Below are 26,549 nucleotides of genomic sequence, written 5' to 3' on the forward strand. Positions count from 1 at the left end.
AGTCCCACCCGTCCCACACTCCCCGGCTGACCGGCGGCGCCCCGCGCCGCCGGTCAGTTCGCGTCCCGGCCCCGCCGATGAGGGGACCGTGACCCGCCCCGACACCGCGACCGCGCCCGCAGGGCCCGGGCCGCAGGCGCCGGCCGGTGGCGGCCGCGGCCGGCGCGGTGCGCCCCGCACCTACGACTTCCGCCGCCCCACCAAGCTCTCCCGCGAGCACGTCCGCGTGCTGCAGATCGCCCAGGAGGCCTTCGCCCGCCAGGCGACGACGGTCCTCACCACGATGCTGCGCACCGGCGCGCGGATGGAGCTGCACGGCATCGAGCAGCACTCCTACGACGACTTTCTCGCCACGCTGCCCGACCCCTGCTTCCTGACGACGTTCACCATCGAGCCGCTGGGCGGCAAGGGCCTGCTGGCCTACCCGCTGGACATGGCGATGGCCGGCGTCGACCACCTGCTCGGCGGCTCCGGCGCCGCCCAGCAGCCCGAGCGGCCGATGACGGCGATGGAGACCACCATCACCACCTCGCTGCTGACCCGGCTGCTGCAGGAGTTCGCCGCCTCGTTCGCGCACGTCACCGAGCTGCAGCCGGCCATCGACGGCATCGAGTACAACCCCGCCCTCGCCCAGGCCGCGGCGGGCTCGGACACCGTGATGGTGGCCCGCTACACGATGTCGATCGGCGGCCGCGAGGGCGCCGCGTCGCTGGTGCTGCCCTTCAGCTCCTTCCAGCAGGCCCTCGACAGCGCCGCCTCCCCGCAGCTGTCGGAGTCGGCACAGCGCACCCGGCAGCGCGCCGCCGAGCTGCTCGCCGCCCGCCTGGAGCTGGTGCCGGTCGACGTCAGCGTCCGGTTCAGCCCGCTCGAGGTGTCCTCGGAGGACCTGCTCTCCCTGACCGTCGGCGACGTGCTGCTGCTGCGGCACCCGCGGGACGCGCCGCTCGAGGTCACCACCAACGACGCCGTCTTCGCCCACGCCATCGCCACCAACCACCGCCGCCGGCTGGCCGCCGCCATCGTGCCCGCCCCGTCCGCCGTGAAGGACCCCGCATGACCGCCACGCTCGACACCACCCAGGCCGCCACCCACGCTGCTGCAGAGACCATCACCGCCGTCGTGGTGGCCGCCGCCCGGGCCGCGGCCGCGCTCGTCCCCTCCGGCACCGAGCTGGTCCCCGGGCCCGCGGTCACCGACCCCGACGCCGTCCCGGTCCCGCCCGCCGCGGCCGCCGCGGTCGGCGCCCGGCTGTCCGGGGAGATCACCGGCGACGTCGTCCTGGTGCTGTCGGCGGAGGTGGTCGAGGCGCTCGACAACTCCCCCGTCGGCCCGATGGACGTCGCGACCGCGCTGCGCCCCGCGCTCGAGGCCGCCGCGGCCACCCTGGGCCGGGTGCGGGTCGACGCCGAGCGCACCGAGGACCCGGTGACCGCGCTCGACGGTCTGCGCGACAAGGGCATGTTCGTCGCCGTGCCGCTGGTGGCCGGCGCCGACCACCAGGCCACGCTCGCGCTGCAGGTGACCCTGCCGACCGCGCCGCGCACCCCGCGCAACAGCCTGGACCTGCTGCGGCACGTGGCCATGGAGGTCACCGTCGAGATCGGCCGCACCCGGATGACCGTCGGCGAGCTGCTCTCGCTGCACCCGGGCGAGGTGGTCGAGCTCGACCGCGCCGCCAGCGCGCCGGCCGACCTGCTGGTCAACGGCACCCTCATCGCGCGCGGCGAGGTCGTCGTCGTCGACGAGGACTTCGGCCTGCGGATCAGCGAGATCGTCACCGACGCCGCCACCGAGCTGGGGGCCGCGCAGGCATGACCTGGATGCTGATCCGGCTGGTCCTGTCGCTGGCCTTCGTCGGCGGGGTGCTGTGGTTCGCCGCGCGCCTGGCCAAGAAGCGCGGCCTGGGCTCCGGCGGCGGCCTCGTCGAGGTCGTGGCGCGCCAGCGGATGGGCCGCGCCAGCACGGTCAACGTGCTGCGCATCGCCGACCGGGTGCTCGTCGTCGGCGCCACCGAGGAGCAGGTCACCCTGCTCGCCGAGCTCGACGGCGACGCCGTGGAGGCCACGCTCGCCGAGCGCGCCGCGGCCGCCCCGGCCGCGGGCGGCCCGGCCGTCCCCACGCCCCGCATCGGCGGCGCGCTGGCCGGCTCGGTCTTCGACCGGTCGGGCTGGCAGGGCTTCGTCACCCAGCTGCGCGAGCGGACGGTCCGCCGCTGATGACCGCCACCGCCCCCGCGCGCCCCCGCGCGCGCCGGGCCGCCACCCTGCTGCTGGCCCTGCTGGGCTGCGCGCTGGCCGGCGTGCTGCTCGCGGGTCCGGCCGCGGCGGCGCCCACCGCGCCGACCGCACCCACGGCACCGACCGTGCCCGCGGTCGACGGCGGGGTCGACATCTCGGTCGGCAACGGCAGCCCCAGCACCTCGATCACGCTGATCCTCGCGATCACCGTGCTGTCGGTGGCGCCCGCGGTGCTGCTGCTGTGCACGTCGTTCACCAAGATCGTCGTCGTCCTGTCGCTGACCCGGAACGCGCTGGGCCTGCAGTCCTCGCCGCCGAACTCGGTGCTCACCGGCATCGCGCTGTTCCTGACGCTGTTCGTCATGGGGCCGGTGCTCTCCGACATCAACGACGTCGCCGTGCAGCCCTACATGGACGGCGCGATGTCGGTCTCCCAGGCCTACGACGTCGGCGTCGTGCCGCTCAAGGAGTTCCTGCTCGACAACACCCGTGACGACGAGCTGCAGCTGATGGTCGGCCTGTCCGGGGAGGAGCAGCCCGAGGACCGCGCCGCGGTGAGCATGACGACGCTGGTCCCGGCGTTCGTCCTCTCCGAGCTCAAGAGCGCCTTCATCATCGGGCTGGTCGTGTTCATCCCGTTCCTGGTGATGGACATGCTGGTCAGCGCCGCGCTCATGTCGATGGGCATGATGATGGTGCCGCCGTCGATGGTGTCGCTGCCGTTCAAGCTGCTGTTCTTCGTGGTCGTCGACGGCTGGGCGATGATCACCACGTCGCTGGTCGGGAGCTACGGATGACCGACGCCGACGTCACCGACATCGCCGTCCAGACCATGATGGTGGCCGCCAAGGTCGCCGCCCCGGTCCTGCTCACGGCCCTGCTGGTCGGCTTCCTCATCTCGCTGTTCCAGGCGGCGACCCAGATCCAGGAACCGACGCTGTCGTTCGTCCCCAAGATGATCGCGGTGAGCATCGCCCTGCTGGTCACCGGCAACTGGGTGCTCTCCGAGCTGGTCGACTTCACCCACACCCTGTTCGACCAGCTGCCGCGCCTGCTCGGGCGGACCTGACCGGCATGGACCTCGAGGTCCCGGCGGTCACCCTCGCGGCCCTGCTGCTGGCCACCGCCCGGGCGGCCGGCTTCGTCCTGCTCGCCCCGCCGTTCACCACCCGCACCATCCCGGCGCCGGTCAAGGGCGCCCTGGCCCTGGCGCTGTCGGTCGCCCTGGTCGACCGCGTGGCGCCGGGGCTGCCGGAGCCGACCACCGGGTTCCTCGTCGTCACCGCCGTCAGCGAGGTGGCCATCGGCGCGGCGCTGGGCTTCGTCGTCCAGCTGTTCTTCACCGCGGTGCAGTTCGCCGGCGAGCTCATCGACCTCACCGGCGGCTTCTCCCTGCAGCCGGCCTACGACCCGCTGGCCATGACCACCAACTCGGTCATCGGCAAGCTGCACTACCTGCTCGCGACGACGCTGCTGTTCACCAGCGGCGGGCACCTCGTGATCGTGCGCGGGTTCGCCACCTCCTACGAGGGGCTGCCGGTCAGCGGCGGGTTCCCGGCCGGGGACGTCGGCCAGGTCGTGCTGACGGCGTTCTCGATGATGTTCCTCGCCGCGCTGCAGATCGCCGGCCCGATGGTGGCCGTGCTGCTGCTGGCCGACGTCGCCCTCGCCCTGCTGTCCCGGGCCGCCCCGGCGCTGAACATCTTCGCCATCGGCTTCCCCGTGAAGATCATGCTGACCCTGGCGCTGCTCGGGCTGACCTTCCCGCTGCTGCCACCGGCGCTGGACGCGCTGGTGGAGCAGGCCACCCGCGCGATCGTCGGCTTCCGGAGCGGGTGAGGCCGCGTGGCCAAGGACGGACAGGGCGGTGAGAAGACCGAGAAGCCCACTCCCAAGCGCCTCAAGGAGGCGCGCAAGGAGGGGCAGATCCCGCGGACCCAGGAACTCGGCACCTGGGCGGGCGTGGCGGCGGCGAGCGTCTTCCTGCCCGTGCTGGTCGGCAACGCCTTCGACGCGGTGGGCCGGCTGTTCGTGCGGTTCGGGTCGGTGGTCGAGCACCCGGAGGCCGACGCCGTCGGCGCGCTGCTCGGGGAGGCGCTGAGGACGTTCCTCGAGACGGCGCTGCCGATGGCGCTCGCGCTCATGCTCGTCGGGGTGCTCGCCTCGGCCGCGCAGGGCGGGGTCGCGCTGGCCACCAAGGGCATGAAGCCGACGCTCAAGAAGCTCAACCCGTTCCCCGGGATGAAGCGGATGTTCGGCACCCACGGCCTGTGGGAGGCGCTCAAGGCGGTCATCAAGACGGCGGCGCTCGGCACCGTCGTCGTCGTGACCAGCAGCGAGGCGCAGGCACTGGTGTCGGCGTCCGGGGCGCTGCCGCTGTCGGCGGTGGTGGCGACGTTCGCCTCCTCCGCCGTCCTCATGTTCCGCGTCGTGGCGATCACCGGCCTGGTCATCGCGATCGCCGACTACGTCGTGGTGCGCAAGCAGACGATGACCAGGCTCAAGATGACCAAGTACGAGATCCAGCAGGAGCACAAGCAGTCCGAGGGCGACCCGCACGTGAAGGGCCAGCGCCGCTCGATGCAGCTGGCCATGTCGCGCAACCGGATGATGGCCGAGGTCGCCACCGCCGACGTCCTGCTGGTCAACCCGACGCACGTCGCCGTCGCGCTGCGGTACGAGCCGGAGAAGGGCGCGCCGCGGGTGGTGGCCAAGGGCGCCGACGAGGTCGCCGCGAAGCTGCGCGAGCGGGCCGCCGAGGCGCGGGTGCCGATGGTGCAGGACGTGCCGCTGGCCCGGGCGCTGCACGCCTCCTGCGAGCTCGGCCAGGAGGTGCCGCCGCAGCTGTTCACCGCCGTCGCCCGGGTGCTGGCCTTCGTCATGCAGCTCGGCGCCCGCGGGGTGCGCGGCGGCTTCCACCGGCCGGGGTTCGAGGCGCCCGACGTCGCCGGCCTGCCCAGGGCCGGCCGCCGGAGGACCCCGGTCGCCTCGTAGGCACCCGCGACGCTGGGACGGCTGTGACTCGTGCGCCGTCAGCGGTCTGCCGGGGACCCCCGGCTGCCGATGGTGTGCCCGTGCGAGGGATGACCAAGGCCGCCGTGCCGATCGGCGTGGTGGCCATCGTCCTCATGCTGGTCGTGCCGCTGCCCGCCGCGGTGCTGGACCTGCTGCTGGGCCTGAACATCACCGCGTCGCTGCTGATCCTGCTGGTCGCGATGCAGATCAAGCGGCCGCTGGACTTCGCGGTCTTCCCGTCGCTGATCCTCATCGCGACGCTGTTCCGGCTCGCCCTCAACGTCTCCTCGACGCGGCTGGTGCTCACCGACGGCTACGCCGGCAAGGTCATCGAGGCCTTCGGGCACTTCGTGATCGGCGGCTCGCTCGTCGTCGGCCTGGTGATCTTCGTGATCCTCACGATCATCCAGTTCGTCGTCATCACCAACGGTGCCGGCCGCGTGGCCGAGGTCGGCGCCCGCTTCACCCTCGACGCGATGCCCGGCAAGCAGATGGCCATCGACGCCGACCTCAACGCGGGGCTGATCAACGAGCAGCAGGCGCGCAGGCGGCGCACCGAGGTCACCGCCGAGGCGGACTTCTACGGCTCGATGGACGGCGCCTCGAAGTTCGTCAAGGGCGACGCCATCGCCGCCATCATCATCACGCTGATCAACCTGGTCGGCGGCTTCGCCGTCGGGGTCATGCAGCGCGGCATGGCGCCCGGCGACGCCGTCTCCACCTTCTCGCTGCTGACCGTCGGCGACGGCCTGGTCTCGCAGATCCCCGCGCTGCTGCTGTCCACCGCGACCGGCATCATCGTCACCCGCTCGGCCAGCGACGGCGACATGGGCAGCGACCTGCTCGCCCAGCTCGGCCGCTTCCGCCAGCCGGTGCGCATCGCCGGCGGCGCGGCGCTGGCGCTGTGCCTGATCCCGGGGCTGCCGAAGCTGCCGTTCCTGGTCATCGGCGGGCTGTTCCTGGTCATGGCCGCGCGGATGCAGGAGACCCCGGCCGAGGACGACGACACGCCCGCGCCCGCCGCCTCCGAGGAGCCCGCGCCGGACTCCCCCGAGGCGATCGCCGAGCGCATGCGGGTCGACCCGCTGGAGCTCGAGGTGGCCTTCGACCTCGTCGACCTCGTCGACTCCTCCCGCGGCGGCGACCTGCTCGACCGGGTCAAGGCGCTGCGCCGGAAGGTCGCGATGGAGACCGGCCTGGTCATCCCGCTGGTCCGCACCCGCGACAACCTCGACCTGCCGTCGTCGCAGTACGTCATCTGGCTCAACGGCGTCCCGGCGGCGAAGGGCACCTCCCCCGCCGGCACCGTGCTGGCCATCGGCGACGCCCTCGACGGGCTGCCGGGCCGGCCCACCCGCGAGCCGGTGTTCGGCCTGCCCGCCAAGTGGGTGCCGGTGGAGCTGCAGCGGCAGGCGGAGATGGCCGGCGCGACCGTCGTCGACCGCTCCTCGGTCATCACCACCCACCTGGCCGAGGTGGTCCGCCAGAACGCCGCCGAGCTGCTCGGCCGCGAGGACGTGCGGCTGCTGGTGGAGATGGTCAAGCGGACCCACCCGGTCGTCGTCGAGGAGCTCACCCCGGGGCTGCTCACGCTCGGCGAGATCCAGCGGGTGCTGCACGCGCTGCTGGCCGAGAACGTCTCCATCCGCGACCTGGTGCGCATCTTCGAGGCGCTGTCGCTGCGTGCGAAGACCTCCACCGACCTGGACGGGCTGGTCGAGGCGGTGCGCGCGGCGCTCGGGGCGGCGATCAGCCACCCCTACGTCACCCCCGACGAGCGGCTGCACGTGCTCACGCTGGAGCCCGCCTTCGAGCAGCGGCTGCTGGAGGCGGTGCGGCACAGCGACGGCGGCCAGGTGCTGGCGCTGGACGCCGGCTCGGTCGACGCGCTGGTCACCGGGTGCAGCGGGCTGCTCGAGGACGCCGAGCAGCACGGCCTGTCCCCCGTCCTCGTCTGCTCCCCCCAGGTGCGGGCCGCGCTGTCCCGCCTGATGCGTCAGGTCCTCCCCCGCCTGCCGGTGATCTCCTACTCGGAGGTCTCCCGGACGGCCCAGATCGAGTCACTGGGAGTGGTGAACGGTGCCGTTGCCATCCGTTGAGGCGCCCACGCCGGAGGCCGCCGTCGCGGCGGCCCGCGAGCGGTACGGCAACGCGGTGCGGATCACCGGGGTGCGCCGCATCCGGTCCGGCGGCGTGCTGGGCTTCTTCGCCACCGAGCGGTTCGTCGCCGAGGTGGAGGACGTCGAGCCGGCCCGGCGCGGCCCCGCGCCGAAGTCCGAGTCGGCCCGCCGGATCGAGGCCGCGCTCAGCCGCGACCCCGGCCCGCTCGCCGACACCGGCGCGTTCCTGCGCGCCACCGAGCTGCACCGCAGCCGCCCCGCGGCGGCCCGGCCCACCGCGCGCCCGGCCGTCCGCACCGAGCGCCCGACCCTCCCGACCGAGCTGCCGGACCCGGTGTCCGAGCTGGCCGGCCTGCTCGGGTCCGGCGACGGCGGCCCGGGCGTCGACCTGTACTCCCGGGCGTCGGTGGGCGCGACCCGCCGGCCCGCCGCCGGCACCGCGGCCTTCCGCCCGGCCACCGCCGTCCGCACCGCTGCCCCTCGCGCGGCTGCCGCCCCGTCCGCTGCCGCCCCCTCCGCAGCCGCGCCCTCCGCAGCCGCGCCCCCGGCCGCCCGGCGGCCCGCTCGGGCGGCGGTGCGCCCGCCGGCCGAGCCCGCCGGACCCTCGCTGTTCACCGCCGCGCTGGCGCAGGTCGTCGCGGGTGACCGGGAGGTCCGCGAGGCCGTCGACGACGCCGTCCGCTCGGCCGCCGCGATGTCCGCCGCCGAGGCGCTGCGGGCGGTCCAGGCCGTCGCCGCCGCGACCGCCGAGGCCACGGACGAGGAGCTCGCGCCCCCGTCGGTGCTGCGGACCCCGGAGCCCGCCCCCGCCGCGCCGGCGATGCCGCTGGCCGCCGCCCTCGCCGCCGCGATGGCCGCGCCCGCCCCTGCTCCCGCGGCTCCTGAGCCGGAGCCGGAGTCGGAGCCGGTCGCCCCGGTGGCCGAGGCCCCCGTCGTCGAGGAGCCCGTGGCCGAGGTCTCCGTGCTCGATGCCCCCGTGGTCGATGCCCCCGTGGTCGATGCCCCCGTGGTCGATGCCCCCGTGGTCGATGCCCCCGTGGTCGAGGCGCCGCTGCCCGGGGCTCCCGAGGTCCCCGAGGTCTCCGGGTCCGCCGACGACTCCGGTCCCGGCGTGGACATGTGGGCCGACCCCGTGCCCGTCTTCCGACCCGCCGCCGTCGCCGAGCCGGTCGTCGAGGAGCCCGTCGTCGAGGAGCCGGTGGTCGAGGCACCGGCCGTCGAGGAGCCCCCGGCGGACGAGGACCCCCAGGACCGCGACGACACCGAGGACTCCCTCCTCACCGAGCTGCTCGGTCCGGAGGCGGACGAGACCGCCACCGACGAGACCGAGCACCCCGCCGTCGAGGACACCGCCGTCGCCGTCGTGGCCGTCGTGGCCGAGGCCGAGCCGGTCACCGACGTGCTGCCGGCCGTCGTCGCCGAGCCCGTCGAGGTGCCGGCGCCCCGGCCGGTGGCCGCCTGGGCCGACGCGGACCCGACCGGCCCGGTCACCGGGCGCGAGGAGGCCATCGCCGAGGTGCTGCGCGCGGCCCTGGCCCACGACACCCCGGACGACGCGCTCACCGACATCCTCCGCGGCGTGCTCGCCAGCGCCTCCACCCAGGGCGGCGCGCACCGCGGCCGCCCGCCGGTCCCGGCGCCCTCGCAGCGCGTGGACCAGGAGCCGGGCTGGGTCGACGCCGCGGCCGAGTCCGACGAGTGGGAGGCCGAGGAGGCGGTGCTCGCGCCGACCGCCAGCGACCCGGCCCCGCTGGCGCTGGACTCGACCGCCGTCCTGCCCCCGCTGTCGCTGCTGCCGCCGCCCACCCCGGGCGCGGAGCTGGCCGTGCCGCGGCTGCTCGGGCGCCCGCCGGTGCCGCCGGCGCGCCGCCTGCCGCCGGCGCCGGGTCAGGCCGTCGCCCGCGTGGCCGCCCCGGCGCCGGGCCTGGCGACCGTGACCCGCCTGCCCGTCGACGCCCGCGCCGCCCGCGGGTGGACGCCGGCCCGCGTCGTCGTGCCGTCGGTCCGCGAGGCCGGCGCGCTGGCGCCGGGCCGCGGCTGGGTCGACCCGCGGATGGTCGGGGCCGCCGGCACCGTCGCCCGCCTGCGTGCGCTCGGCGTGCCGGAGGACCTGCTCGGTGCGGGCTTCCCCGCCGATGTCGCCGAGTCCGGCACCTACGCGGCGCTGACCCGCGCGCTCGGCGCGGCGCTGCCCGCGGCGCCGTCGGCCCCGGCCGGTGCCGGCGAGGTGCTGCTGGTCGTCGGCCCCGGCGTCGAGACGCTCGCCGCCGCCCGCTCGCTGGCCGCCGGCATGCGGCTCGACGGCGACCGGCTGCAGTGGGCCACCCGCGGCGACCTCGCCGCGCTCGCGCCCGAGTCCAGCCGGATCACCTCGGTCGACACCGCGATCGCGCGCAAGCAGGACGCCGCCGCCGCGGGGACGCCGACCGTCGTCGCGGTGGACGCCCCCATGCGTGCCGGGAGCCGGACGTGGCTCGAGCAGGTCATGGCGATCTTCTCGCCGGTCGCCGTCTGGGCGGTCGTCGAGGCCACCCGCAAGCCCGAGGACGTCGGCCCGTGGCTGGACGCGCTGCCCCGCGTCGACGCGCTCGTCGTCCAGGACTCCGACCTGACCGCCGACCCCGCCGCCGTGCTGGGCCGGACGACGGTGCCGGTGGCCCTCCTCGACGGCGTGCGGGCGACCGCGCACCGCTGGGCCTCGCTGCTGTGCGAGCGGCTGGAGACCGCTGAGGCATGAGCCCGCTGCGCTGGGACGTCCTCACGGCGGGGTTCGTGCTGGCCCTGCCGGTGCTCGCGCTGTACCTGCGCGGCGACTTCACCCTCGACGACGTCGTCACCCGGCTGCCCTGGTGCCTCCTCGCCGGGTGGGGCGCCGTGGCACTGCTGCGCTGGGCCGCGACGCCGCGGACCCGCCCGGCCCCCGAGCGCGCGTCCCGGGCGCCGGCGCTCCGCGACGAGGACCCCACCCCCGCCGCCTGACCCGCTCTTGCGGTGTCACCCACGCTCCTGCGGCCTCGCAGCACCGGAGGAGCGCGGGTGACACCGCGAGAGCACAGGCCGGGACGTCGTCCACAGATCCACCCGGCGCACGTCGGCCCGGCCGGCGACCGGCGACGGTCGGCGCATGACCGACTGGCTGCGCACGGGACCGGTGCTGCGCAGGTCCGAGGCGCTGGCCGCCGGCCTCTCCGACGGCGAACTGGCGGCCGCCGTCCGGCGGGGTGAGCTCACCCGCATCCGGCGGGGCGCGTACGTCGACCCGACGGCAGGGGCGCCGCACCACCGCGCGCTCGTCGTGGCGACGGCGCCTGCGCTCCGGGACGGCAGCGTGATCAGCCACGCCTCGGCCGCTGTCCTCCACGGCCTGCCGCTGTGGCGGGTGGCTCCCGAGCGGGTGCACGTCACGAGGCGGCCGCCGCCGCCGGGAGCGGCAGTGCCCGGGTCCACCTGCACGTGGCGCGGCTCGCCGACGACGAGCTGACCCTGGTCGACGGCGTCCTCCTGACCGGCCTGGCGCGGACGGTCGTGGACCTGGCGCGGTCGGTCCCCTTCGAGTCCGCGGTCGTCACCGCCGACGCCGCGCTGGCCGCAGGAGGCGTGACTCGTGCGGACCTGGCCGCGTGCCTGCAACGCATGGGGCCGGTGCCCGGGTCGCGCCGCGCCGCCCGGGTCGTCGCGTTCGCCGACGGACGCAGCGAGAGCGTCGGCGAGAGCCGCAGCCGGGTGCTGCTCCACCGGCTCGGGTTCCCCGCCCCTGACCTGCAGGTGCGGCTCCTGCGGTCCGACCGGTCGGTGGTGGGCCGCTGCGACTTCGGCTGGCGCGCACGGCGGACCGTCGGGGAGTTCGACGGGCGGGTGAAGTACCGGGCGGACGAGGGACGGGACCCCGGCGACGTCGTGTTCCGCGAGAAGCTGCGCGAGGACGAGATCCGCGACTCGGGCTGGGAGGTCGCCCGCTGGACCTGGGCCGACCTGGATGCCCCCTCCGTGGTCGACCGCCGGGTCCGCCGGGCGTTCAGCCGGGCCGGACGACCGCTCTGACCGGGCTCCTGCGGTGTCACCTCTGCTCCTGCGGTGTTGCAGGACCGCAGGAGCGCCGAGGACACCGCAGGAGCCCGGTCGGGCGACCCCGCGGTCAGAGCTCGAGGTCCTCCAGCATCTCGGTGACCAGGGCGGCGATCGGCGAGCGCTCGGACCGGGTCAGCGTGACGTGGGCGAACAGCGGGTGCCCCTTGAGCTGCTCGACCACCGCCGCGACGCCGTCGTGCCGGCCGACGCGCAGGTTGTCCCGCTGCGCGACGTCGTGGGTGAGCACCACCCGCGAGCCCGAGCCCAGCCGCGACAGCACGGTCAGCAGCACGCCGCGCTCGAGCGACTGCGCCTCGTCGACGATCACGAACGAGTCGTGCAGCGAGCGGCCGCGGATGTGGGTCAGCGGCAGCACCTCGATGAGGTCACGCGCGGCGATCTCGTCGAGGACCTCCTTGGACACCAGCGCGCCGAGGGTGTCGTAGACCGCCTGCGCCCAGGGCGACATCTTCTCGCCCTCGCTGCCCGGGAGGTACCCGAGCTCCTGCCCGCCGACGGCGTAGAGCGGCCGGAAGATCACGACCTTCTTGTGCGCCCGCCGCTCCATCACCGACTCCAGCCCCGCGCACAGCGCCAGCGCCGACTTGCCGGTGCCCGCGCGCCCGCCGAGCGAGACGATGCCGATCTCGGGGTCCAGCAGCAGGTCCAGCGCCACCCGCTGCTCGGCCGAGCGCCCGTGCAGCCCGAACGCCTCGCGGTCACCGCGCACCAGCCGCACCTGCTTGTCCGGCGTCACCCGGCCCAGCGCCGACCCGCGCGAGCTCAGCAGCACCAGCCCGGTGTGCGCGGGCAGCTCCGCGGCCGCCGGCACGTACACCTCGCCGGTGTCGTAGAGGCCCGACAGCTCGGCGTCGTCCAGCGAGAGCTCCGCCATGCCGGTCCAGCCCTCGTCGACCGAGTCCAGCGCGCGGTACTCGTCGGTCTCCAGGCCGACGGCGGCCGCCTTGACCCGCAGCGGCACGTCCTTGGTGACCAGGCAGACGTCGCGGCCCTCGGCCCGCAGGTTCAGCGCGACCACCATGATCCGGCTGTCGTTGCTGTCGTTGCGGAAGCCGGCCGGGAGCACCGCGGCGTCGCTGTGGTTGAGCTCGACGTGCAGCGTGCCGCCGTCCTCCCCCACCGGGACCGGCGCGTCGAGCCGGCCGTGGGTGACCCGCAGGTCGTCGAGCAGCCGCAGCGCCTGGCGGGCGAACCAGCCGAGCTCCGGGTGGTGCCGCTTGTCCTCGAGCTCCCCGATGACGACCAGCGGGAGCACCACGTCGGCGTCGCCGAAGCGCAGCAGCGCGCGGGGGTCGGACAGCAGGACGGAGGTGTCGAGGACGTACGTGCGGCGAGTGGTCACGGGTCGTCTCCCCTGGGGCGCGAGACCGCGCCCCGGCTCGAAGGTGGCCGGGCCCCGGCGCAGGGGCCGGGCACCGGCCCCCCTGGTCGACGAGAACGTCAGCACCAACCGGGCCTCCCGTGGACGGCGGGGCGGGCCCGTCGTCCACCCCGGACGCTAGAGCTCCGGACCGACAGGAGCGCGCGGTCGCAGCGCGCCGAAACGCACTGTTCACCCGATGGGGTCCCACCCGCACCGCCCGTCCCAGCGACGGCCGGGCACGCACCGCTCAGTACGGCTCGCGCCCCCGCGCGTCCGGCGGCCGGGGCAGCGGGCGCGACGCCGGCAGCTCCCACGTGGGCGCCGGGCCGCCGTGCTCCGGCGCCCCCCAGGTCTCCGGCCGCCGCCCCCGCCGCGGCCGCGCCGCCGCCGCCGCCCACAGCACCGGCACGAGCAGCACCGGCCACTGGACGGCGAGGTCGCCGATCCACAGCAGGCCGGCGAGCAGGAGCACGAACAGCCATCCCGCCGTCCACAGGCCGAGGGCGCGGGCCTCCCGGGGGTCGCGGCGGGGCACCGGTCAGGCGTCCGAGAGCTCGGCGGTGACGACGGCGGGGGTCAGCGGCTCGTCGAGCAGGCGCACGAAGCGGTCGGCGACGTCCTGGCCGGCCGGCCGGGCGCCGAGCCAGCGGTGCAGCAGGTCGTAGCCCTCGACGTAGGTGGTGATGTAGGCCCGCCACAGCGGGTGGGTGAGGAACCGCAGCTGCTGGCGGGCCCGGTCGGGGCTGACCAGCGACCAGCGCTGGATGTAGGCGGCCACCTCGTCGGCGTCGGCCCCGCGGTCGTGCAGCAACACCGCGGCGTCCTGGCGCACCCGGTTCAGCGGCGCGGCGGCCGCGGCGATCCGCTCGGCGAGGTGCCCGTCGAAGCGCAGGCCCAGGTCGCCGAGCACCTCGGCCGACCACGGCCCCCAGCCGTCGCCGACAGCGGCGTCGACGCCGAGGTCGGCCAGCCCCTCGGCCATGAGGCACTCGGGGGTGTTGACGAGGAACACGGTGTGCTCGAGGTGGCCGGCCCGCTCGACCAGCCCGCGCTCCTTGCGGCAGTGCTCGGTGTGGTGGCCGGGGTAGGACTCGTGTGCCACCAGGTGCACCAGCTGGCTGAGCCGGTGCGGCAGGTCGGCGTTGATCGCCACCCGCGAGCGGAAGTCGCCCTCGTAGTAGTTGAAGCCCGACCACGGCTTGTCGGTGACCACCTCGTAGCGCACCGTCTCGGCCTCGGGCAGCCCGTACCGGCCGCGCACCCGGTCGCGCAGCGCGCTGGACAGCGCGTGCACCGCGGCCTCCAGCCGCTGCGGCGGGCACTCCTCGCGGCGGCGGTGCGCGGCGTAGCGCTCGGCCAGCGCCCCCTCGCCGGGCAGCAGCCCGTCGAGCTCGGCGTGCGCGGCTGCGTAGGCGGCCGGGTCGCCGAGGGTGAGGTCGACCTGGAAGTAGCTGCGCACCTCGTCGAGGAAGCCCACCGGCTCGCCGCTCATCTTCCGGGCGCTGCACTCCAGGCCGGTGAGCTGGCCGCGCAGGAACGCGGCGCGGTCGGCCGGGAGCACGGCCGAGTCCAGCTCCTGCAGCAGCGCCCGGGCCTGGTCGCGCAGGCCCTGCGGCGTCGGCGCCGGCTCGCTCTCGACCTCGGCGCGGATCCGCTTCTCACCGGTGTAGGCGTCGACGAAGCCGGACTCCAGCCGGTCGAACCGCAGCCCCAGCCGTACGTACTCGAGGGGGACGTCGACCGCGCCGCGTGCCATGGGCCCGAGTCTGTCACCCACCGAAACGGCGGTGCCGCGCCGCGTAGGCCCGCAGCGCGCGCAGGAAGTCGACCCGCCGGAAGTCGGGCCAGTAGACGTCGGTGAAGTAAAACTCCGAGTGCGCCGTCTGCCAGAGCAGGAAGCCCGACAGCCGCTGCTCGCCGCTGGTGCGGATGACCAGGTCCGGGTCGGGCTGGCCGCGGGTGTAGAGGTGCTCGGCGATGTGCTCGACGTCGAGCACCTCGACCAGCTCGTCCAGCGACGTCCCCCGGCTGGCGTGCTCGGCCAGCAGCGAGCGGACGGCGTCGGCGATCTCCCGGCGGCCGCCGTAGCCGACGGCGAGGTTGACCGTGGCGCCCGGCCGGTCGCGGGTGACCTCCTCGGCCTCCTTGAGGACGGTGACCGTCTCCGGCGGCAGCAGGCCCAGCGCGCCGACCGGGTGCAGCTGCCACCGGCGGTCGGGCGCCGACAGGTCCAGGGCGACGCCCTCGATGATCCGCAGCAGCGGCGTCAGCTCGGGCTCGGGGCGGGACAGGTTGTCGGTGGAGAGCAGGAAGAGGGTGACCACCTCGACGCCGGCCTCGTCGCACCAGCCGAGGAACGAGGCGATGCGGTCGGCGCCGCGGCGGTGGCCGGCATTCGGGTCGAGCAGCCCGGTGGCGCGGGCCCAGCGGCGGTTGCCGTCGATGATCGCGCCCACGTGCCGGGGGACGTCTGCGCCCACCAGCTGCCGGGCCAGGCGACGCTCGTACATCTGGGTCAGGACGTCGCGGACCCACTGACGCGCCCCCACGGGGCCTCACCCTAGGCGCCCCGGGACACCGCCGTTCCGCTGCCTCCCGCCCGCGCGTCGCCCCTCCGGGAGGCTGCCGGGGAACTCACAGGTCGCTGCCGGTGCAGGCTCACCTACGCCTCCGTAACCTCGGGGGCGTGACCTCTGCTCCCGATGAACTCGAGCCGGTCCGGGTACAGGCCGACGGCGCCGAGATCGAGGCCCCGCGCGGCCCCGCCCTCGCCGCCGTCCTCGAGGAGGACGAGCAGGTCGAACGGACCTGGACCGCCGAGGACTTCGGGGACAGGGACTGGGACCACCCCGACACCCGGCCGCGGATGCGCGGGTGGCTGCACCTGTTCGCCTTCTTCGGCGCGATCGTCGCGGGCGCCGTCCTCGTGCCGCTGGGCTCGGTGCTCGGCGCCCGCGCCGGCTTCTCGGTCGCCGTCTACTGCCTGACCATCTGCGGCCTGTTCGGCATCAGCGCGCTCTACCACCGGCGCCGGTGGTCACCGCGCGGCTGGAAGGTCATGAAGCGGCTCGACCACTCGATGATCTTCCTGTTCATCGCGGGCACGTACACGCCGTTCTCGCTGCTGGCCGTCGACCAGCCGCTGGGCTACTGGATCCTCGGCGGCGTCTGGGCCGGTGCGCTGGCCGGCGTCTGCCTCAAGCTCACCTGGCCGACGGCGCCGCGCTGGGTGGGTGTCCCGCTCTACGTGGGCCTGGGCTGGGTCGCGGTCTTCATCCTCACCGACATCCTGCACATCGCGGGCGTGACCTCGCTGGTGCTGCTGGCGGCGGGTGGCGTGCTCTACACCGTCGGTGGCGTGGCCTACGCGATCAAGAAGCCGAACCCGTGGCCGGGCGTCTTCGGGTACCACGAGGTCTTCCACGCGATGACCGTGGTGGCCGCGATCTGCCACTACATCGCCGTCTACTTCGCGATGTACAACTCGCCCTTCGTGTGAGCCCGCTCAGCTGAACGGCGGCCGCTCGTCCCACCGGGTCGACGCCCGGCCCGCCGCCCGCCAGGCCCGCGCGACGACGTCGCGGTCCTGCTCGCTGACCAGGTTGCCCATCACCCGCAGCGCCACGGTCATCAGCGCCCGGGACCGCATCCCGAGCGGGCCGGCCGTGGGCAGGAACCGGGGCACCGTGAGCAGCCCGGCCAGCCGCCGGGCGATCGAGAAGGCCTCGCCGTAGTGACGGCGCAGCGTCGCCGGCCAGGCGCGCGACCAGTCGTCCTCGGCGAACAGGTCGACGACGGCCCGCCCGGTCTCCAGGCCGTAGTCGATGCCCTCGCCGTTGAGCGGGTTCACGCAGCCGGCGGCGTCACCGACCAGCGCCCAGTTCCGGCCCGCGACACCGGAGACGGCGCCGCCCATGGGCAGCAGCGCGGACGCGACGTCGCGGACCGGCCCGTCGAGCTGCCACTCCTCGCGCCGCGCCTCGGCGTAGAACTCCAGCAGCGCCTTGAGCTGCACGCCGGCCGGCCGCCGGGCGGTCGCCAGGGTGCCCACGCCGAGGTTGACCTCCCCGGCCGCGGCGCCCAGCGGGAAGACCCAGCCGTAGCCCGACAGCAGCTCGCCCTCCTCACCGCGCAGCTCGAGGTGCGAGGAGATCCACTCGTCGTCGCTGCGGCCGGAGCGGACGTAGCTGCGGGCGGCGACGCCGTAGGCGGTGTCGCGGTGCCACTCCCGGCCGAGCACCCGGCCCAGCGGGGACCGCACGCCGTCGGCGACGACCAGCCGTCGGCAGGCGACGCGCACCCGGCTGTCGTCGGCGAGCTCGAGCACCACGGCACGGACCCGGTCGCCGTCGCGCTCGACGTCGACCGCCCGCGCGCCGTCGACCGGGACCGCCCCCGAGCCGAGCGCGACCTCCCGGATGCGGGCGTCGAGCTCGGTGCGCGGCACCGCGCTGCCGTGGTCGGGGAACTCCCCGCCCGGCCAGGGCAGCTCCCACTGCCGCCCGAACCCGGCGGCGCGCAGACCCCGGTTGCGGGTGTGCCCGCGCACCCAGTCGCCGAGGCCGAGGTGGTCGAGCTCCGCGACCGCGCGGGGTGTCAGCCCGTCGCCGCAGGTCTTGTCGCGCGGGAAGACGGCGGCGTCGGCGAGCAGCACGTCGTGGCCTGCGCGCGCGGCCCACGCGGCCGCCGCCGAGCCCGCCGGCCCGGCCCCCACCACGAGGACGTCGGTCGCGGCGGGGACGGCGGCAGCTGCTGGCACGTCGTCCAGTGTCCCCGACGGTGAGGTGCTGGAACGGCGGCCCTCCAGGGGCCCGCGGCGGGCCTGCGAGGCGTGGGGGGAAGGGTGGTCCTCCTCAGCCGAACAGGGGGAACCGGGCGGCGGCGTCCCCCAGCGCGGCGCGGTCGGCGTCGGACAGCGGCTCCCGGCCGGTGCCGCGGCGGACGGCGGTGGCGTCGTCCCAGCCGGGCGGCAGCGGGCCGCCGAGCAGGCCCTCGAGCACCCGGCGCACCTCGGCCAGCAGCTCCGGCGCGGGTCCCGGCCGGTCCAGGTGCGCCACCAGGTCCAGGTGGTGGACGGCGGCCTCGACGGCGAGCGTGGACAGCAGGTCGTCGACGCGGACGACCCAGCCCTGGGTGCCCACCAGCTCACCGGGCCCGACGCGGCCGGCCGCCACCCCGACCGCGGCCGCCGTCTGGACGTAGAGCGGCGCCAGCCCGCGCAGGCCGTCCATCACGCTGGCCCGCACGCGGGTCCGCCACAGCGTGTCGTCGTCCTCGTCCGGCGCGGGCTGCCAGGCCCGCCAGTAGGCGACCGCGTCGGTGGTGGCCGGCGCCTCCGCCGGGGTGGCCAGGGCGACCAGGCCCCGGCGGGCGTCGTCGAGCAGGTGCTGGGTGAGGTCGAGGACCGTCCAGCCGGCGCAGCCGCTGGGCTGCCAGGCCTCGGCGGGCGTCAGGTCGGCGACCAGCCCGCCGAGGGCGCCGTAGGCCGACCGCAGCAGTTCCAGGCTCACCCCGCCAGCCTGGCAGGGCTCACAGCTCCGGGCCGCGCGCCCGGACCTCCTCCACCGAGGCCATGGCGTCGCGCAGCTCGGTCAGCCAGGCGTCGGCGTGCTGCCCGACCAGGCGCACGGCCCACACCAGGGCCTCCGAGCGGGAGCGGGCGACGCCGGCGTCGACGAGCGTGTCGAGCACCAGTCGCTCGGGCTGGCGCAGCCGGGTCATCACCGGCACCGAGGCGTTGGTGAACACCTCCCGGACGTCGCCGCACGCGGCGCCCCAGGCCACCGAGCGGCCGTAGCGCTCCTGGGCGGCGTCGGCGATGGCCATCCGCTGACCGCGGGTGTCCTCGCGGAAGCGGGCGATGCGGCCGGCGCGAGCGGCGGTCGGGTCGCCCTCGCCGGCGTCGGGCTCGGCGAGCGGGCCGACGACGGTGATCTCGTCCCGGTCGACGGTGATGTCGGCCGGCCCGGTGAACCAGCCGTCGGGCAGCCGCCCGGCGAACCAGCCGGCGACCTCGGCGCGGTCGACCGGCGGGGTGTCGCCCCCGCGGCCGCCCGGGCCGCGCCGGCGCCAGCCGGGGGCGCCCATGCGGGCGAAGGGTGAGTCTGCGAAGCGGTGGTGGTGTCCGTGCACGACGGCCTCCTCCAGTGCAGTGCTTACGTGATTACACGGTAAGACCGCAGGACGGTGTCAGGAAGGGGCCATCGCTGCGCCGAGAGCGGACACGTCGGTCACCGGCGCGGAGCAGACGAAGCCCCGGCACACGTAGGCGGCGGGGCGTCCGCCGACGGCCGGCCGGTCGGCCAGCAGCGGCACCCCAGGGGCGTCGGGCTCCCCCACCACGACGACGGCGCCGGGGCTCGTCGACCCCCGCGCGACCGCGGCGAGCGCGTCCCGCTCCGGCCCGGCCGGCCCGCTGACGGCGACCTCCAGGGGCCCGGCGAGCAGCGCCTCCCCCACCGCCGCGGCCCAGCCCGCCGCCCGCGGCGCCCGGCGCACCAGCACGCCGAGCTGCCCGGTGGCGGCCTCGCCGAGCTCGCGGTGCCGCGGCGACCCGGCCAGCGCCGCGTAGGTGACGAACGCCCCCGCGGCCGCGGCGACCCCGGCCGGCGTCGGCCCGTCGGCGGGGTCGAACGGGCGGTGCACCAGCGCCTCGGCGTCGGCGGCGGTGTCGTGCCACCCCTCGGCGTCGAGGAACTGCTCCGCGACGACGTCGAGCAGGTCGCCGGCCCACTCCAGCCACCGGCCCTCGCCGGTCGCCTGGTGCAGCGCGAGCAGCCCCTCGGCGAGGTCGCCGTGGTCCTCGAGCACCGCGACCGGGGCGCCGGCGACGCCGTCCCGCGAGGCCCGCCGCAGCCGCCCGCCGACCCAGTGCACGTCCGCGAGGAGCTCCGCCGCGCGGCGGGCGGCCTCCACCGACGCGCGGGTGCCGGTGAGGACGCCGTGCTCGGCCAGCGCGGCGATCGCCAGCCCGTTCCAGGCGGTGACGACCTTGTCGTCGCGGGCCGGCTGCGGGCGCCGGGCGCGGGCGGCCAGCAGCCGCTCGCGCACGGAGGCGAGGCGGGCGGCGTCCTCGGGGTCGTCGCCGGGGTCGCGGAGCAGCTGCAGCGTGGAGGTGCCGTGCTCGAACGTCCCGTGCTCGGTCACCGCGAACAGCTCCGCGGCCCAGAGCCCGTCGTCGTCGCCGAGCACCTCGGTGAGCTGGGCCGGCGTCCACACGTAGGTCAGGCCCTCGACGCCGTCGGTGTCGGCGTCGAGGGCGCTGGCGAAGCCGCCCTCGGGCGTGCCCAGGTCGCGGACGAGGAAGGCGGCGGTCGCGTCGGCCACGCGGCGCGCCCACTCCTCGCCGGTGGCCCGCCACAGGTGCAGGTACACGCGCAGGAGCAGCGCGTTGTCGTAGAGCATCTTCTCGAAGTGCGGCACCACCCAGCGCGCGTCGACCGAGTAGCGGGCGAAGCCGCCGGCCAGCTGGTCGTGGATGCCGCCGCGCGCCATCGCCTCCAGCGTGCGGCGGGCCACCTCCAGCGACCGCGCGTCCCCGCTGCGGGCGGCGTGCCGCAGCAGGAACTCCAGCAGCATCGACGGCGGGAACTTCGGGGCGCCGCCGAACCCGCCGTGCCGGTCGTCGTGGTCGGCGGCGACCGCGGCCGCGGCGCCGTCGAGGTCGGCGGCCGACAGCGGCGTGGGCGGCCCGAGGTCCAGGCGGCGGGAGATCCCCTCGGCGATCTGGGTGCCGGCCTCCTCCAGCTGCTCGCGGCGCTGCGTCCAGGCCTCGGAGACGGCGGCGAGCACCTGCCGGAACGCGGGCATGCCGCCGGCGGGGCGCGGCGGGTAGTAGGTGCCGCAGTAGAACGGCCGCCCGTCCGGGGTGGTGAAGACGGTCATCGGCCAGCCGCCGGAGCCGGTGAGCGCCTGGGTGGCGGTCATGTAGACGCTGTCGACGTCGGGCCGCTCCTCGCGGTCGACCTTCACGCACACGAACCCGGCGTTCATCTGCGCCGCGGTCGCCTCGTCCTCGAACGACTCGTGCGCCATCACGTGACACCAGTGGCAGGCCGCGTACCCGACGCTCACCAGCACCGGGACGTCCCGCTCGCGCGCCTCGGCGAAGGCCTCCTCCCCCCACTCGCGCCAGTCGACCGGGTTGTCCGCGTGCTGCAGCAGGTAGGGGCTGGTCGCGGCGGCGAGACGGTTCACCATCTGGCGCCTCCCGGCGTCGGATCGGAGGACGGGGCGCCCCGGCGCTCGGCCACCGCGACACCAGGTCCCCACCGTGGCAGAGGACCACCGCGACGACGAGACGGAGCCCGGACTGCCGCCCGCGGGGCCGCACGGGCGGAGCCCCCGCCCCCGGTCAGGGCACCGACAGCTCCTGCACCGGCAGCAGACCCGCCTGCACGGCGTACAACGCCGCCTGGGTCCTGCTGCGCACGCCGAGCTTGCTCAGGATGTTGCTCACGTACGTCTTGACCGTCTGCTGCCCGATGCGCAGCTCGCGGGCGATCTCCTTGTTGGCCCTGCCCTTGGCCAGCAGCACCAGTACCTGCGACTCGCGCGGCGTCAGCTGCGCCGGCGCGACCGGGGCCGTGACCTCGCGCACCAGCCGGGCCGCCGCGGCGGGCGAGAGGTACACCTGCCCGGCCGCTGCGGCCCGGATGGCGCGCAGCAGTTCCGGGCCCTCGGTGTCCTTCAGCAGGTACCCCACCGCCCCGGCGCGCACCGCTCCCACCACCGACGCGTTCTCCAGCACGCTGGTCAGCGCGAGCACCTCGACGTCGGGCATCTCCGTGCGGATGACCTCGGTGGCGGAGATCCCGTCCATGCCGTCCATCAGCAGGTCCATCACCACCACGTCGGGGCGGAGCTCCCGGGCCAGCGTCACCGCCTGCTCCCCGCTCGCGGCCTCCCCCACCACCTCGAGCTCGTCCTCCAGCTCGAGGTACATGCGCAGTCCCTGGCGGACCACCGTGTGGTCGTCGGCGAGCAGGATCCGGACGGCCACGGCCACCACCTCTAGGACTCGGTCGTCGGGCCTGGGCTGACCACTCCCAGCATGGGTCCCTGAGCTCCCCTCGACAGGGTCCAGGGACTCCGTCGGTCAGGGGAACCCGGCTCGTCCCGCCACTCGTCCCCTCCGCCCGCGGCAGCGTCGGCCACGCGCCCTCGTACCGCGGGGGTCGGGAGCGTCGCTGCAGGTCAGCGGCGTCCCCACGGCGACCCCTCCCCGCTCCGGGGGAGCGCCGCTCCCCAGAAGGCCCGGCCGGACTCCCCCGGAGCGAGAGGCCCCGGTCAGGCGCGCGTGGGTTCCACGCCGGGCCGAGCAGCGGCCGCTCCCCGGTGCTGGCCGGTGTGGGCGGTCTTCTCCCAGTTGTGCACGCCGCGCAGGTGCCGTGCCAGAGCGCGCAGAGCCGCGTAGGCGAGCAGCACCTGGTAGGGGAACCACGCGACGGCCATCCGGAGGATCATCGTCCTGGACGGCTTGAGCCCGTGCGCCTCGGTGAACTCGTACAGGCCCACGACGTGGATCATGAAGTGCGCGGCGAGCAGCACGACCGGCACGTAGGAGATGAGGGCGATCCCCACGGGTGCCCGCAGGGTGAACATCATCAGCAGCGAGAACGGCACGTAGATCCCGAGCACGGCCTGGGCGTTGGGGAAGGCGAGGGTGTAGAAGGCCAGCCACCGCTGGGTCCGGGTCGGCATGTGCTTCCAGGTCCCCTTGGCCAGGGTCTGCATGAACCCCTGGCACCACCGGGTGCGCTGCTTGATGAAGTGGGTCAGCGTCGGCGGGGTCTCCTCGCGGGTCACGTAGCGGTCGTCGTAGATGACGCGGACCCGCTCGCCCATCTGGCTGACCCGCAGGCCCATGTCGGCGTCCTCGGTCAGGTTCGTCTCGTCCCATCCACCGAGGCGGTCCAGGACGTCGCGGCTGAAGAAGACCGTGTTCCCGCCCAGCGGGATCGCCCCGTACTTGGCGTGGTAGTGCAGCCGGCTCTTGAACCAGAAGAAGTACTCCAGCACGTTCAGCACCGAGTACCAGCGGGACGTGTAGTTCATGAGCTGGACGCCGGCCTGCACGACCTTCACGCTCTCCTCGACCATGACGGTGTTGACGATGTTGAAGATGTCGGGGTGCATGTCGTCCTCGGCATCGAAGATCGTCACCACGTCCCCGGTGGCGAAGGCCAGCGCGTGGTTCATCCCGTGCGGCTTGTTGATCGGGTCGTCGTCGAACACCACGATGTCGACGTTCTCCAGCCCCACGTCGGCGAGCTGCTCGAGCTTGGCCAGCGCCCGCTCGATGGTGCCCTCGTCGTCGACCCGGCAGATCACGAAGACCTGCAGCAACTGCGACGGGTAGTTCGCCCGCATGACGTTCTCGATGGTCTGGGCGATGACGTCTTCCTCGTGCCGTGCCGGTAGGAGGACCGTGAACGACACCGCCGGCGACGCGAACACGTCCGGCGCCCTGGCTCGCCGCTCCGCCTCCGGCTGGTCCCAGGTGTAGACCATCATGTACAGCGCGTAACCCGCTTGCAGCGACAGGATGAGCGACAGCGCCGTCAGCACGACGAGCACCACGGACATCGGTCGCCTCCGCCGGGGTGTCGGCCTGGGAGCGGGAGGGGCCCGCGTCCCCTGAGCGGACCTCCGCTGGACCGGCCTTCCCCGGATGTTCCGACACAGGACGGGCGGCGACATCCCGCCGCGAAGCGAGGTCGTGCCCGGACTTCCCGGGGTCGGGGGGACCCACTCGCTCGGGGGGTGCGCCCCCGCCGCACGGGCGACCCTCCCTGCGGTGGGGCGACCGGACGACGCCGGGGCGTCGCGGTGTCGCGCTCCCCTGACCTGGCGAGCGCCCCCTCCCGGTGACCGGCGCCTCACTCCCCTGCAGAGGTCAGCGCCGTGCCCCCCGGAAGTCGGCCCGCGGTGTCGCTTCGTTGCGGGATGCGGACCGCCGACCCCGCGTCGCACGGTTCCGGTGCCGGTGGATGAAGGGACCGACGGGCGGATGGCAGAGTCGTCGTGGAGCACTGCTCCGGTCACCGGGCGCACCCCGCGGGTGTCGACGCCCGTCAGGGCGTTGCGCTTCGCCGTGGTGGGCACGGGCGGCGTCGTCGTCAACGTGCTGGTGCTGCAGGTGCTCTACGCGGCGGCGGACCTGCCGCTGCTGGTCGCCTCGCCGGTGGCCGTCGCCACGGCGGTCGTCCACAACTACCTGGTCAACAACCGCTGGACCTTCGGGTGGCGCCGGGTGTCGCTGGCCCGGTTCGGCCGGTACGGCCTGAGCTCCCTGACCACGATCCTGCTGAACGTCGCGGTGGTGTGGTCACTGGTCGGGGCCGGGGTGCACCACCTGCCGGCCGACCTGGCCGGGATCGCGGTGGCCGCCGGGCTCAACTTCGGTGCGAGCACGCTGTGGGTGTGGCGCGACACCGGCACGTCGACGCGCGGAGGCGTGCCGGCCGGCCTCGCCGGGGTCGACGACGGGCCCGGGGGTGCCGGGACCGCACCGGTGGAGCACGGTGACCGGCGACCGCTCGCCGTCGGCGGACCTCTGCGCGACGACGCCGTCACGGACACCGCGCAGCCGGTCCCCACCGCGGGCGCAGCGGTCCCGCGCCTGACCCCGACGCCGTGAGCGCGTCCGCGGGAGCCGGCACGGCGGGCCGGGGCGGTCGCACGGCCGCGAGTACCCGGCGGGTGGCCACCCTTCGGGTGAGCCGGCGGACCCCCGAAGTGCTGGGGGCGGGACGGATTCTCGCGGGATGCCGGCGGTGGATCCCGCAACGGACGATCCACGGGACGGTCGCCCCCGGTGGGGCCTCGCCGAGAGGGGGCTGGAGCTGGCGATGACGCAGACCGTTCCCGACACCCCCGAGTCCCCGGTCGCGACGCCCGTGCGTCCGCGGACCGGGGAGGCTGCGTCGGACCCGGCCGGTGGGCAGCGGGTCGCCCGGCCGAGGGGGACGGCTGCCGGTGCGCAGGACCCGGGGGCCGGGGCGGAGCCGCGGGACAACCGGGTGTTGCTCGCCCTGCTCGCGGCGGGCGCTCTCTCCCACGGCTACAACCTGTTCCGCTACCCGCTGTACCTGACCGACGAGGGGATCTACCTCCAGCAGGCGTGGGCGGTGCTGCGGGAGGCGACGCTGTCCCCGTACACCTACTTCTACGACCACGCGCCCGGTGGGTGGCTGACGCTGGCTGCGTGGGTCGGGATCCTGCCCGGGCAGTTCGACCTGTTCGGTCATCCCGTCGACACCGGCCGGGTGTTGATGGTGCTGGTGCACACGGCGTCGGCGTTCTTCCTGTTCGAGATCGCGCGACGCTTCTCGGGGAGCACGACCACCGCGGTGGTGGCGACGGCGCTGTTCAACCTGTCGCCGTTGGCGATCTTCTACCAGCGGCAGGTGCTGCTGGACAACCTCATGGTCTTCTGGCTCCTGCTGAGCCTCTACCTGCTCAGCAGGACCGACGACCGCATCACCCCCTGCCTCGTCGCGGGACTCGCCTTCGGGATCGCCGTGACGACGAAGGAGAACGCCATCTTCTTCGGCCCGGTCCTCGTCTTCCTGCTGTACCGGCGGATCCGTGGCCGGCTGAACCACCGGTTCGCCAGGGGCTTCTTCTTCCTGGCCGCAGGGACGCCGGTCACCTTCTATCTCATGTACGCACTCCTCAAGCAGGAGTTGTTCCCGACGGGCCTCAACTTCGACCTGGAGAACCCACCCGCCGACCGGGTGTCGCTGCTGTACACGGTGTGGTGGCAGCTCAACCGCACCCAGGGGACGGCGATCAGCGGCGACAGCGTCTTCTGGCAGATGATGAACGACTTCTGGCTGCCCAAGGACGTGTTCCTGCTGGTCGCGGGGGGCGCCGCCACCGTCGTCCTGCTGGTCCGGGGACTGCGGGACTCGCAGCGCAACCAGAGCCAGCTGGTCGCGGCCCTCCTGGTGCTGAGCTACGGGGTCTACCTCGCCCGCGGCAGCGTCCTGCTGGAGTTCTACGTCCTGCCGTTGATCCCGCTGCTGGCGCTCAACATCGGCCTGGTCACCGGCCCGCTGGTGCGCCGTGTCCCGGTGGTGGCGAGGAGGGCGGTGCTGGTGGCCGCGGCCGCGGCGCTGCTCTCGCCGATCGGCGGCTACCTCGTCGTGCACGGCGACCTGGGCCAGCTGCAGGCCCACGACATGTACCGGCTGAACCTGACCGAGATGCAGGAGGAGCAGCTGGCGTGGATCGAGGACAACGTGCCGAAGGACGCCAAGCTGATCATCGACGACGACATGTGGATCTCGCTGCGCGAGGCCGGATACGAGTTCGCGCACTCGCACTGGAAGGCGTCGGCCGACCCCGAGGTGCGCGACGAGCTCTTCGGTCAGGACTGGCAGGAGATCGACTACATCGTGATGTCCAACAAGATGCGCGTCGCGATGGACCGCAACAACGGTGACGGGCGCGAGGACTGGATCCTCGACGCGTTGGACAGCCACTCCGAGCAGGTGTGGCAGGTCGAGCAGGGCGACGTCGCCCTGTTCGTGCACCGCGTCGGGTGACGACGTCCCCGCCCGTCCCCACGGCCGGGAGGTACCAGCGAGATGAGCGACTCCACCGAGGCCCCGGACAAGGTCGCGACGAACCGGTCGGCCGCGCGGCTGCTGCGTCCCAAGCCGCGCCGGGCGGCCGAGGAGCAGGAGCCTGCGGCCACTCGCACCGGCGTCCCGGACG

The 26,549-nt window shown here is 74.9% G+C and carries 25 protein-coding genes; 15 read left to right on the forward strand and 10 right to left on the reverse strand.

Annotated features, from left to right (window positions below; translation table 11 throughout):
* The first annotated feature begins 88 nt into the window (after positions 1 to 88).
* The 12 genes from ACI8AR_RS01470 to ACI8AR_RS01525 all read left to right on the forward strand — a co-directional run bounded on the left by ACI8AR_RS01470 (position 89) and on the right by ACI8AR_RS01525 (position 11,413).
* Complete coding sequence (locus ACI8AR_RS01470; RefSeq protein ID WP_457049392.1) at positions 89 to 1,057, forward strand: flagellar motor switch protein FliM; 969 nt, start codon at positions 89 to 91, stop codon at positions 1,055 to 1,057.
* The gene (fliN, locus tag ACI8AR_RS01475) at positions 1,054 to 1,815 is read left to right on the forward strand and encodes a flagellar motor switch protein FliN (RefSeq protein ID WP_457049393.1); all 762 of its coding nucleotides are present in this window, start codon (positions 1,054 to 1,056) and stop codon (positions 1,813 to 1,815) included. The genes ACI8AR_RS01470 and fliN overlap by 4 nt, the downstream gene beginning before the upstream one ends.
* Positions 1,812 to 2,216, forward strand: a complete 405-nt coding sequence (locus ACI8AR_RS01480; protein ID WP_457049394.1) for a FliO/MopB family protein — start codon at positions 1,812 to 1,814, stop codon at positions 2,214 to 2,216. The genes fliN and ACI8AR_RS01480 overlap by 4 nt, the downstream gene beginning before the upstream one ends.
* Positions 2,216 to 3,034 (forward strand): flagellar type III secretion system pore protein FliP, encoded by an 819-nt coding sequence (gene fliP / locus ACI8AR_RS01485; protein WP_457049395.1) that lies wholly within the window; start codon positions 2,216 to 2,218, stop codon positions 3,032 to 3,034. The genes ACI8AR_RS01480 and fliP overlap by 1 nt, the downstream gene beginning before the upstream one ends.
* Positions 3,031 to 3,306 (forward strand): flagellar biosynthesis protein FliQ, encoded by a 276-nt coding sequence (gene fliQ / locus ACI8AR_RS01490; protein ID WP_387987863.1) that lies wholly within the window; start codon positions 3,031 to 3,033, stop codon positions 3,304 to 3,306. The genes fliP and fliQ overlap by 4 nt, the downstream gene beginning before the upstream one ends.
* A 5-nt stretch (positions 3,307 to 3,311) precedes the next feature.
* Positions 3,312 to 4,076, forward strand: a complete 765-nt coding sequence (fliR, locus tag ACI8AR_RS01495) for a flagellar biosynthetic protein FliR (protein WP_456926435.1) — start codon at positions 3,312 to 3,314, stop codon at positions 4,074 to 4,076.
* 6 nt (positions 4,077 to 4,082) lie between these two features.
* Positions 4,083 to 5,231, forward strand: a complete 1,149-nt coding sequence (locus tag ACI8AR_RS01500) for an EscU/YscU/HrcU family type III secretion system export apparatus switch protein (RefSeq protein ID WP_457049396.1) — start codon at positions 4,083 to 4,085, stop codon at positions 5,229 to 5,231.
* An 89-nt stretch (positions 5,232 to 5,320) separates the two neighbouring features.
* Positions 5,321 to 7,351 carry a flagellar biosynthesis protein FlhA gene (flhA, locus tag ACI8AR_RS01505; protein WP_457049397.1) on the forward strand — a complete coding sequence of 677 codons (2,031 nt, stop codon included), beginning with the start codon at positions 5,321 to 5,323 and terminating at the stop codon, positions 7,349 to 7,351.
* A complete protein-coding gene (locus ACI8AR_RS01510; protein WP_457049398.1) occupies positions 7,338 to 10,109 on the forward strand; it encodes a hypothetical protein in 2,772 nt (923 codons plus the stop codon). The genes flhA and ACI8AR_RS01510 overlap by 14 nt, the downstream gene beginning before the upstream one ends.
* The gene (locus ACI8AR_RS01515) at positions 10,106 to 10,351 is read left to right on the forward strand and encodes a hypothetical protein (RefSeq protein ID WP_456926439.1); all 246 of its coding nucleotides are present in this window, start codon (positions 10,106 to 10,108) and stop codon (positions 10,349 to 10,351) included. Before ACI8AR_RS01510 ends, ACI8AR_RS01515 begins: the two co-directional genes overlap by 4 nt.
* A 145-nt stretch (positions 10,352 to 10,496) precedes the next feature.
* Positions 10,497 to 10,853 carry a type IV toxin-antitoxin system AbiEi family antitoxin domain-containing protein gene (locus ACI8AR_RS01520; protein ID WP_457049399.1) on the forward strand — a complete coding sequence of 119 codons (357 nt, stop codon included), beginning with the start codon at positions 10,497 to 10,499 and terminating at the stop codon, positions 10,851 to 10,853.
* A complete protein-coding gene (locus tag ACI8AR_RS01525; RefSeq protein WP_457049400.1) occupies positions 10,826 to 11,413 on the forward strand; it encodes a hypothetical protein in 588 nt (195 codons plus the stop codon). The genes ACI8AR_RS01520 and ACI8AR_RS01525 overlap by 28 nt, the downstream gene beginning before the upstream one ends.
* Positions 11,414 to 11,507: 94 nt before the next feature.
* Here ACI8AR_RS01525 and ACI8AR_RS01530 read toward each other — a convergent pair whose 3' ends face one another.
* The 4 genes from ACI8AR_RS01530 to ACI8AR_RS01545 all read right to left on the reverse strand — a co-directional run bounded on the left by ACI8AR_RS01530 (position 11,508) and on the right by ACI8AR_RS01545 (position 15,373).
* On the reverse strand, positions 11,508 to 12,803 hold the full coding sequence (locus ACI8AR_RS01530) for a PhoH family protein (protein ID WP_457049401.1): 1,296 nt from the start codon (positions 12,801 to 12,803) through the stop codon (positions 11,508 to 11,510).
* A 268-nt stretch (positions 12,804 to 13,071) separates the two neighbouring features.
* The gene (locus ACI8AR_RS01535) at positions 13,072 to 13,359 is read right to left on the reverse strand and encodes a hypothetical protein (RefSeq protein WP_457049402.1); all 288 of its coding nucleotides are present in this window, start codon (positions 13,357 to 13,359) and stop codon (positions 13,072 to 13,074) included.
* A gap of 3 nt (positions 13,360 to 13,362) precedes the next feature.
* Positions 13,363 to 14,580 carry a DUF885 domain-containing protein gene (locus ACI8AR_RS01540; RefSeq protein WP_457049403.1) on the reverse strand — a complete coding sequence of 406 codons (1,218 nt, stop codon included), beginning with the start codon at positions 14,578 to 14,580 and terminating at the stop codon, positions 13,363 to 13,365.
* A 13-nt stretch (positions 14,581 to 14,593) separates the two neighbouring features.
* Positions 14,594 to 15,373 carry an isoprenyl transferase gene (locus tag ACI8AR_RS01545; RefSeq protein WP_457049404.1) on the reverse strand — a complete coding sequence of 260 codons (780 nt, stop codon included), beginning with the start codon at positions 15,371 to 15,373 and terminating at the stop codon, positions 14,594 to 14,596.
* A gap of 137 nt (positions 15,374 to 15,510) precedes the next feature.
* Between ACI8AR_RS01545 and trhA the strand changes: the two genes are divergently transcribed.
* Entirely contained in the window at positions 15,511 to 16,323 is an 813-nt protein-coding gene (trhA, locus tag ACI8AR_RS01550) for a PAQR family membrane homeostasis protein TrhA (protein ID WP_457049405.1), read from the forward strand.
* A 6-nt stretch (positions 16,324 to 16,329) separates the two neighbouring features.
* Here trhA and ACI8AR_RS01555 read toward each other — a convergent pair whose 3' ends face one another.
* The 6 genes from ACI8AR_RS01555 to ACI8AR_RS01580 all read right to left on the reverse strand — a co-directional run bounded on the left by ACI8AR_RS01555 (position 16,330) and on the right by ACI8AR_RS01580 (position 23,411).
* The gene (locus tag ACI8AR_RS01555) at positions 16,330 to 17,583 is read right to left on the reverse strand and encodes a geranylgeranyl reductase family protein (protein WP_457049406.1); all 1,254 of its coding nucleotides are present in this window, start codon (positions 17,581 to 17,583) and stop codon (positions 16,330 to 16,332) included.
* Between the two features lie 94 nt (positions 17,584 to 17,677).
* A complete protein-coding gene (locus ACI8AR_RS01560; protein WP_457049407.1) occupies positions 17,678 to 18,334 on the reverse strand; it encodes a maleylpyruvate isomerase N-terminal domain-containing protein in 657 nt (218 codons plus the stop codon).
* A 19-nt stretch (positions 18,335 to 18,353) separates the two neighbouring features.
* Positions 18,354 to 18,956 (reverse strand): hypothetical protein, encoded by a 603-nt coding sequence (locus tag ACI8AR_RS01565; RefSeq protein WP_456926448.1) that lies wholly within the window; start codon positions 18,954 to 18,956, stop codon positions 18,354 to 18,356.
* Positions 18,957 to 19,013: 57 nt separating this feature from the next.
* Complete coding sequence (locus ACI8AR_RS01570; RefSeq protein WP_457049408.1) at positions 19,014 to 21,023, reverse strand: thioredoxin domain-containing protein; 2,010 nt, start codon at positions 21,021 to 21,023, stop codon at positions 19,014 to 19,016.
* Positions 21,024 to 21,177: 154 nt separating this feature from the next.
* Positions 21,178 to 21,825 (reverse strand): response regulator, encoded by a 648-nt coding sequence (locus ACI8AR_RS01575; protein WP_457049409.1) that lies wholly within the window; start codon positions 21,823 to 21,825, stop codon positions 21,178 to 21,180.
* 287 nt (positions 21,826 to 22,112) lie between these two features.
* Positions 22,113 to 23,411, reverse strand: a complete 1,299-nt coding sequence (locus ACI8AR_RS01580; protein ID WP_457049410.1) for a glycosyltransferase — start codon at positions 23,409 to 23,411, stop codon at positions 22,113 to 22,115.
* Positions 23,412 to 23,835: 424 nt separating this feature from the next.
* Between ACI8AR_RS01580 and ACI8AR_RS01585 the strand changes: the two genes are divergently transcribed.
* Positions 23,836 to 24,465 (forward strand): GtrA family protein, encoded by a 630-nt coding sequence (locus ACI8AR_RS01585; protein ID WP_457049411.1) that lies wholly within the window; start codon positions 23,836 to 23,838, stop codon positions 24,463 to 24,465.
* A gap of 382 nt (positions 24,466 to 24,847) precedes the next feature.
* Complete coding sequence (locus ACI8AR_RS01590; protein ID WP_457049412.1) at positions 24,848 to 26,377, forward strand: ArnT family glycosyltransferase; 1,530 nt, start codon at positions 24,848 to 24,850, stop codon at positions 26,375 to 26,377.
* Positions 26,378 to 26,549: the final 172 nt, after the last annotated feature.

It is taken from the genome of Geodermatophilus sp. SYSU D01036 (genome assembly GCF_054050435.1).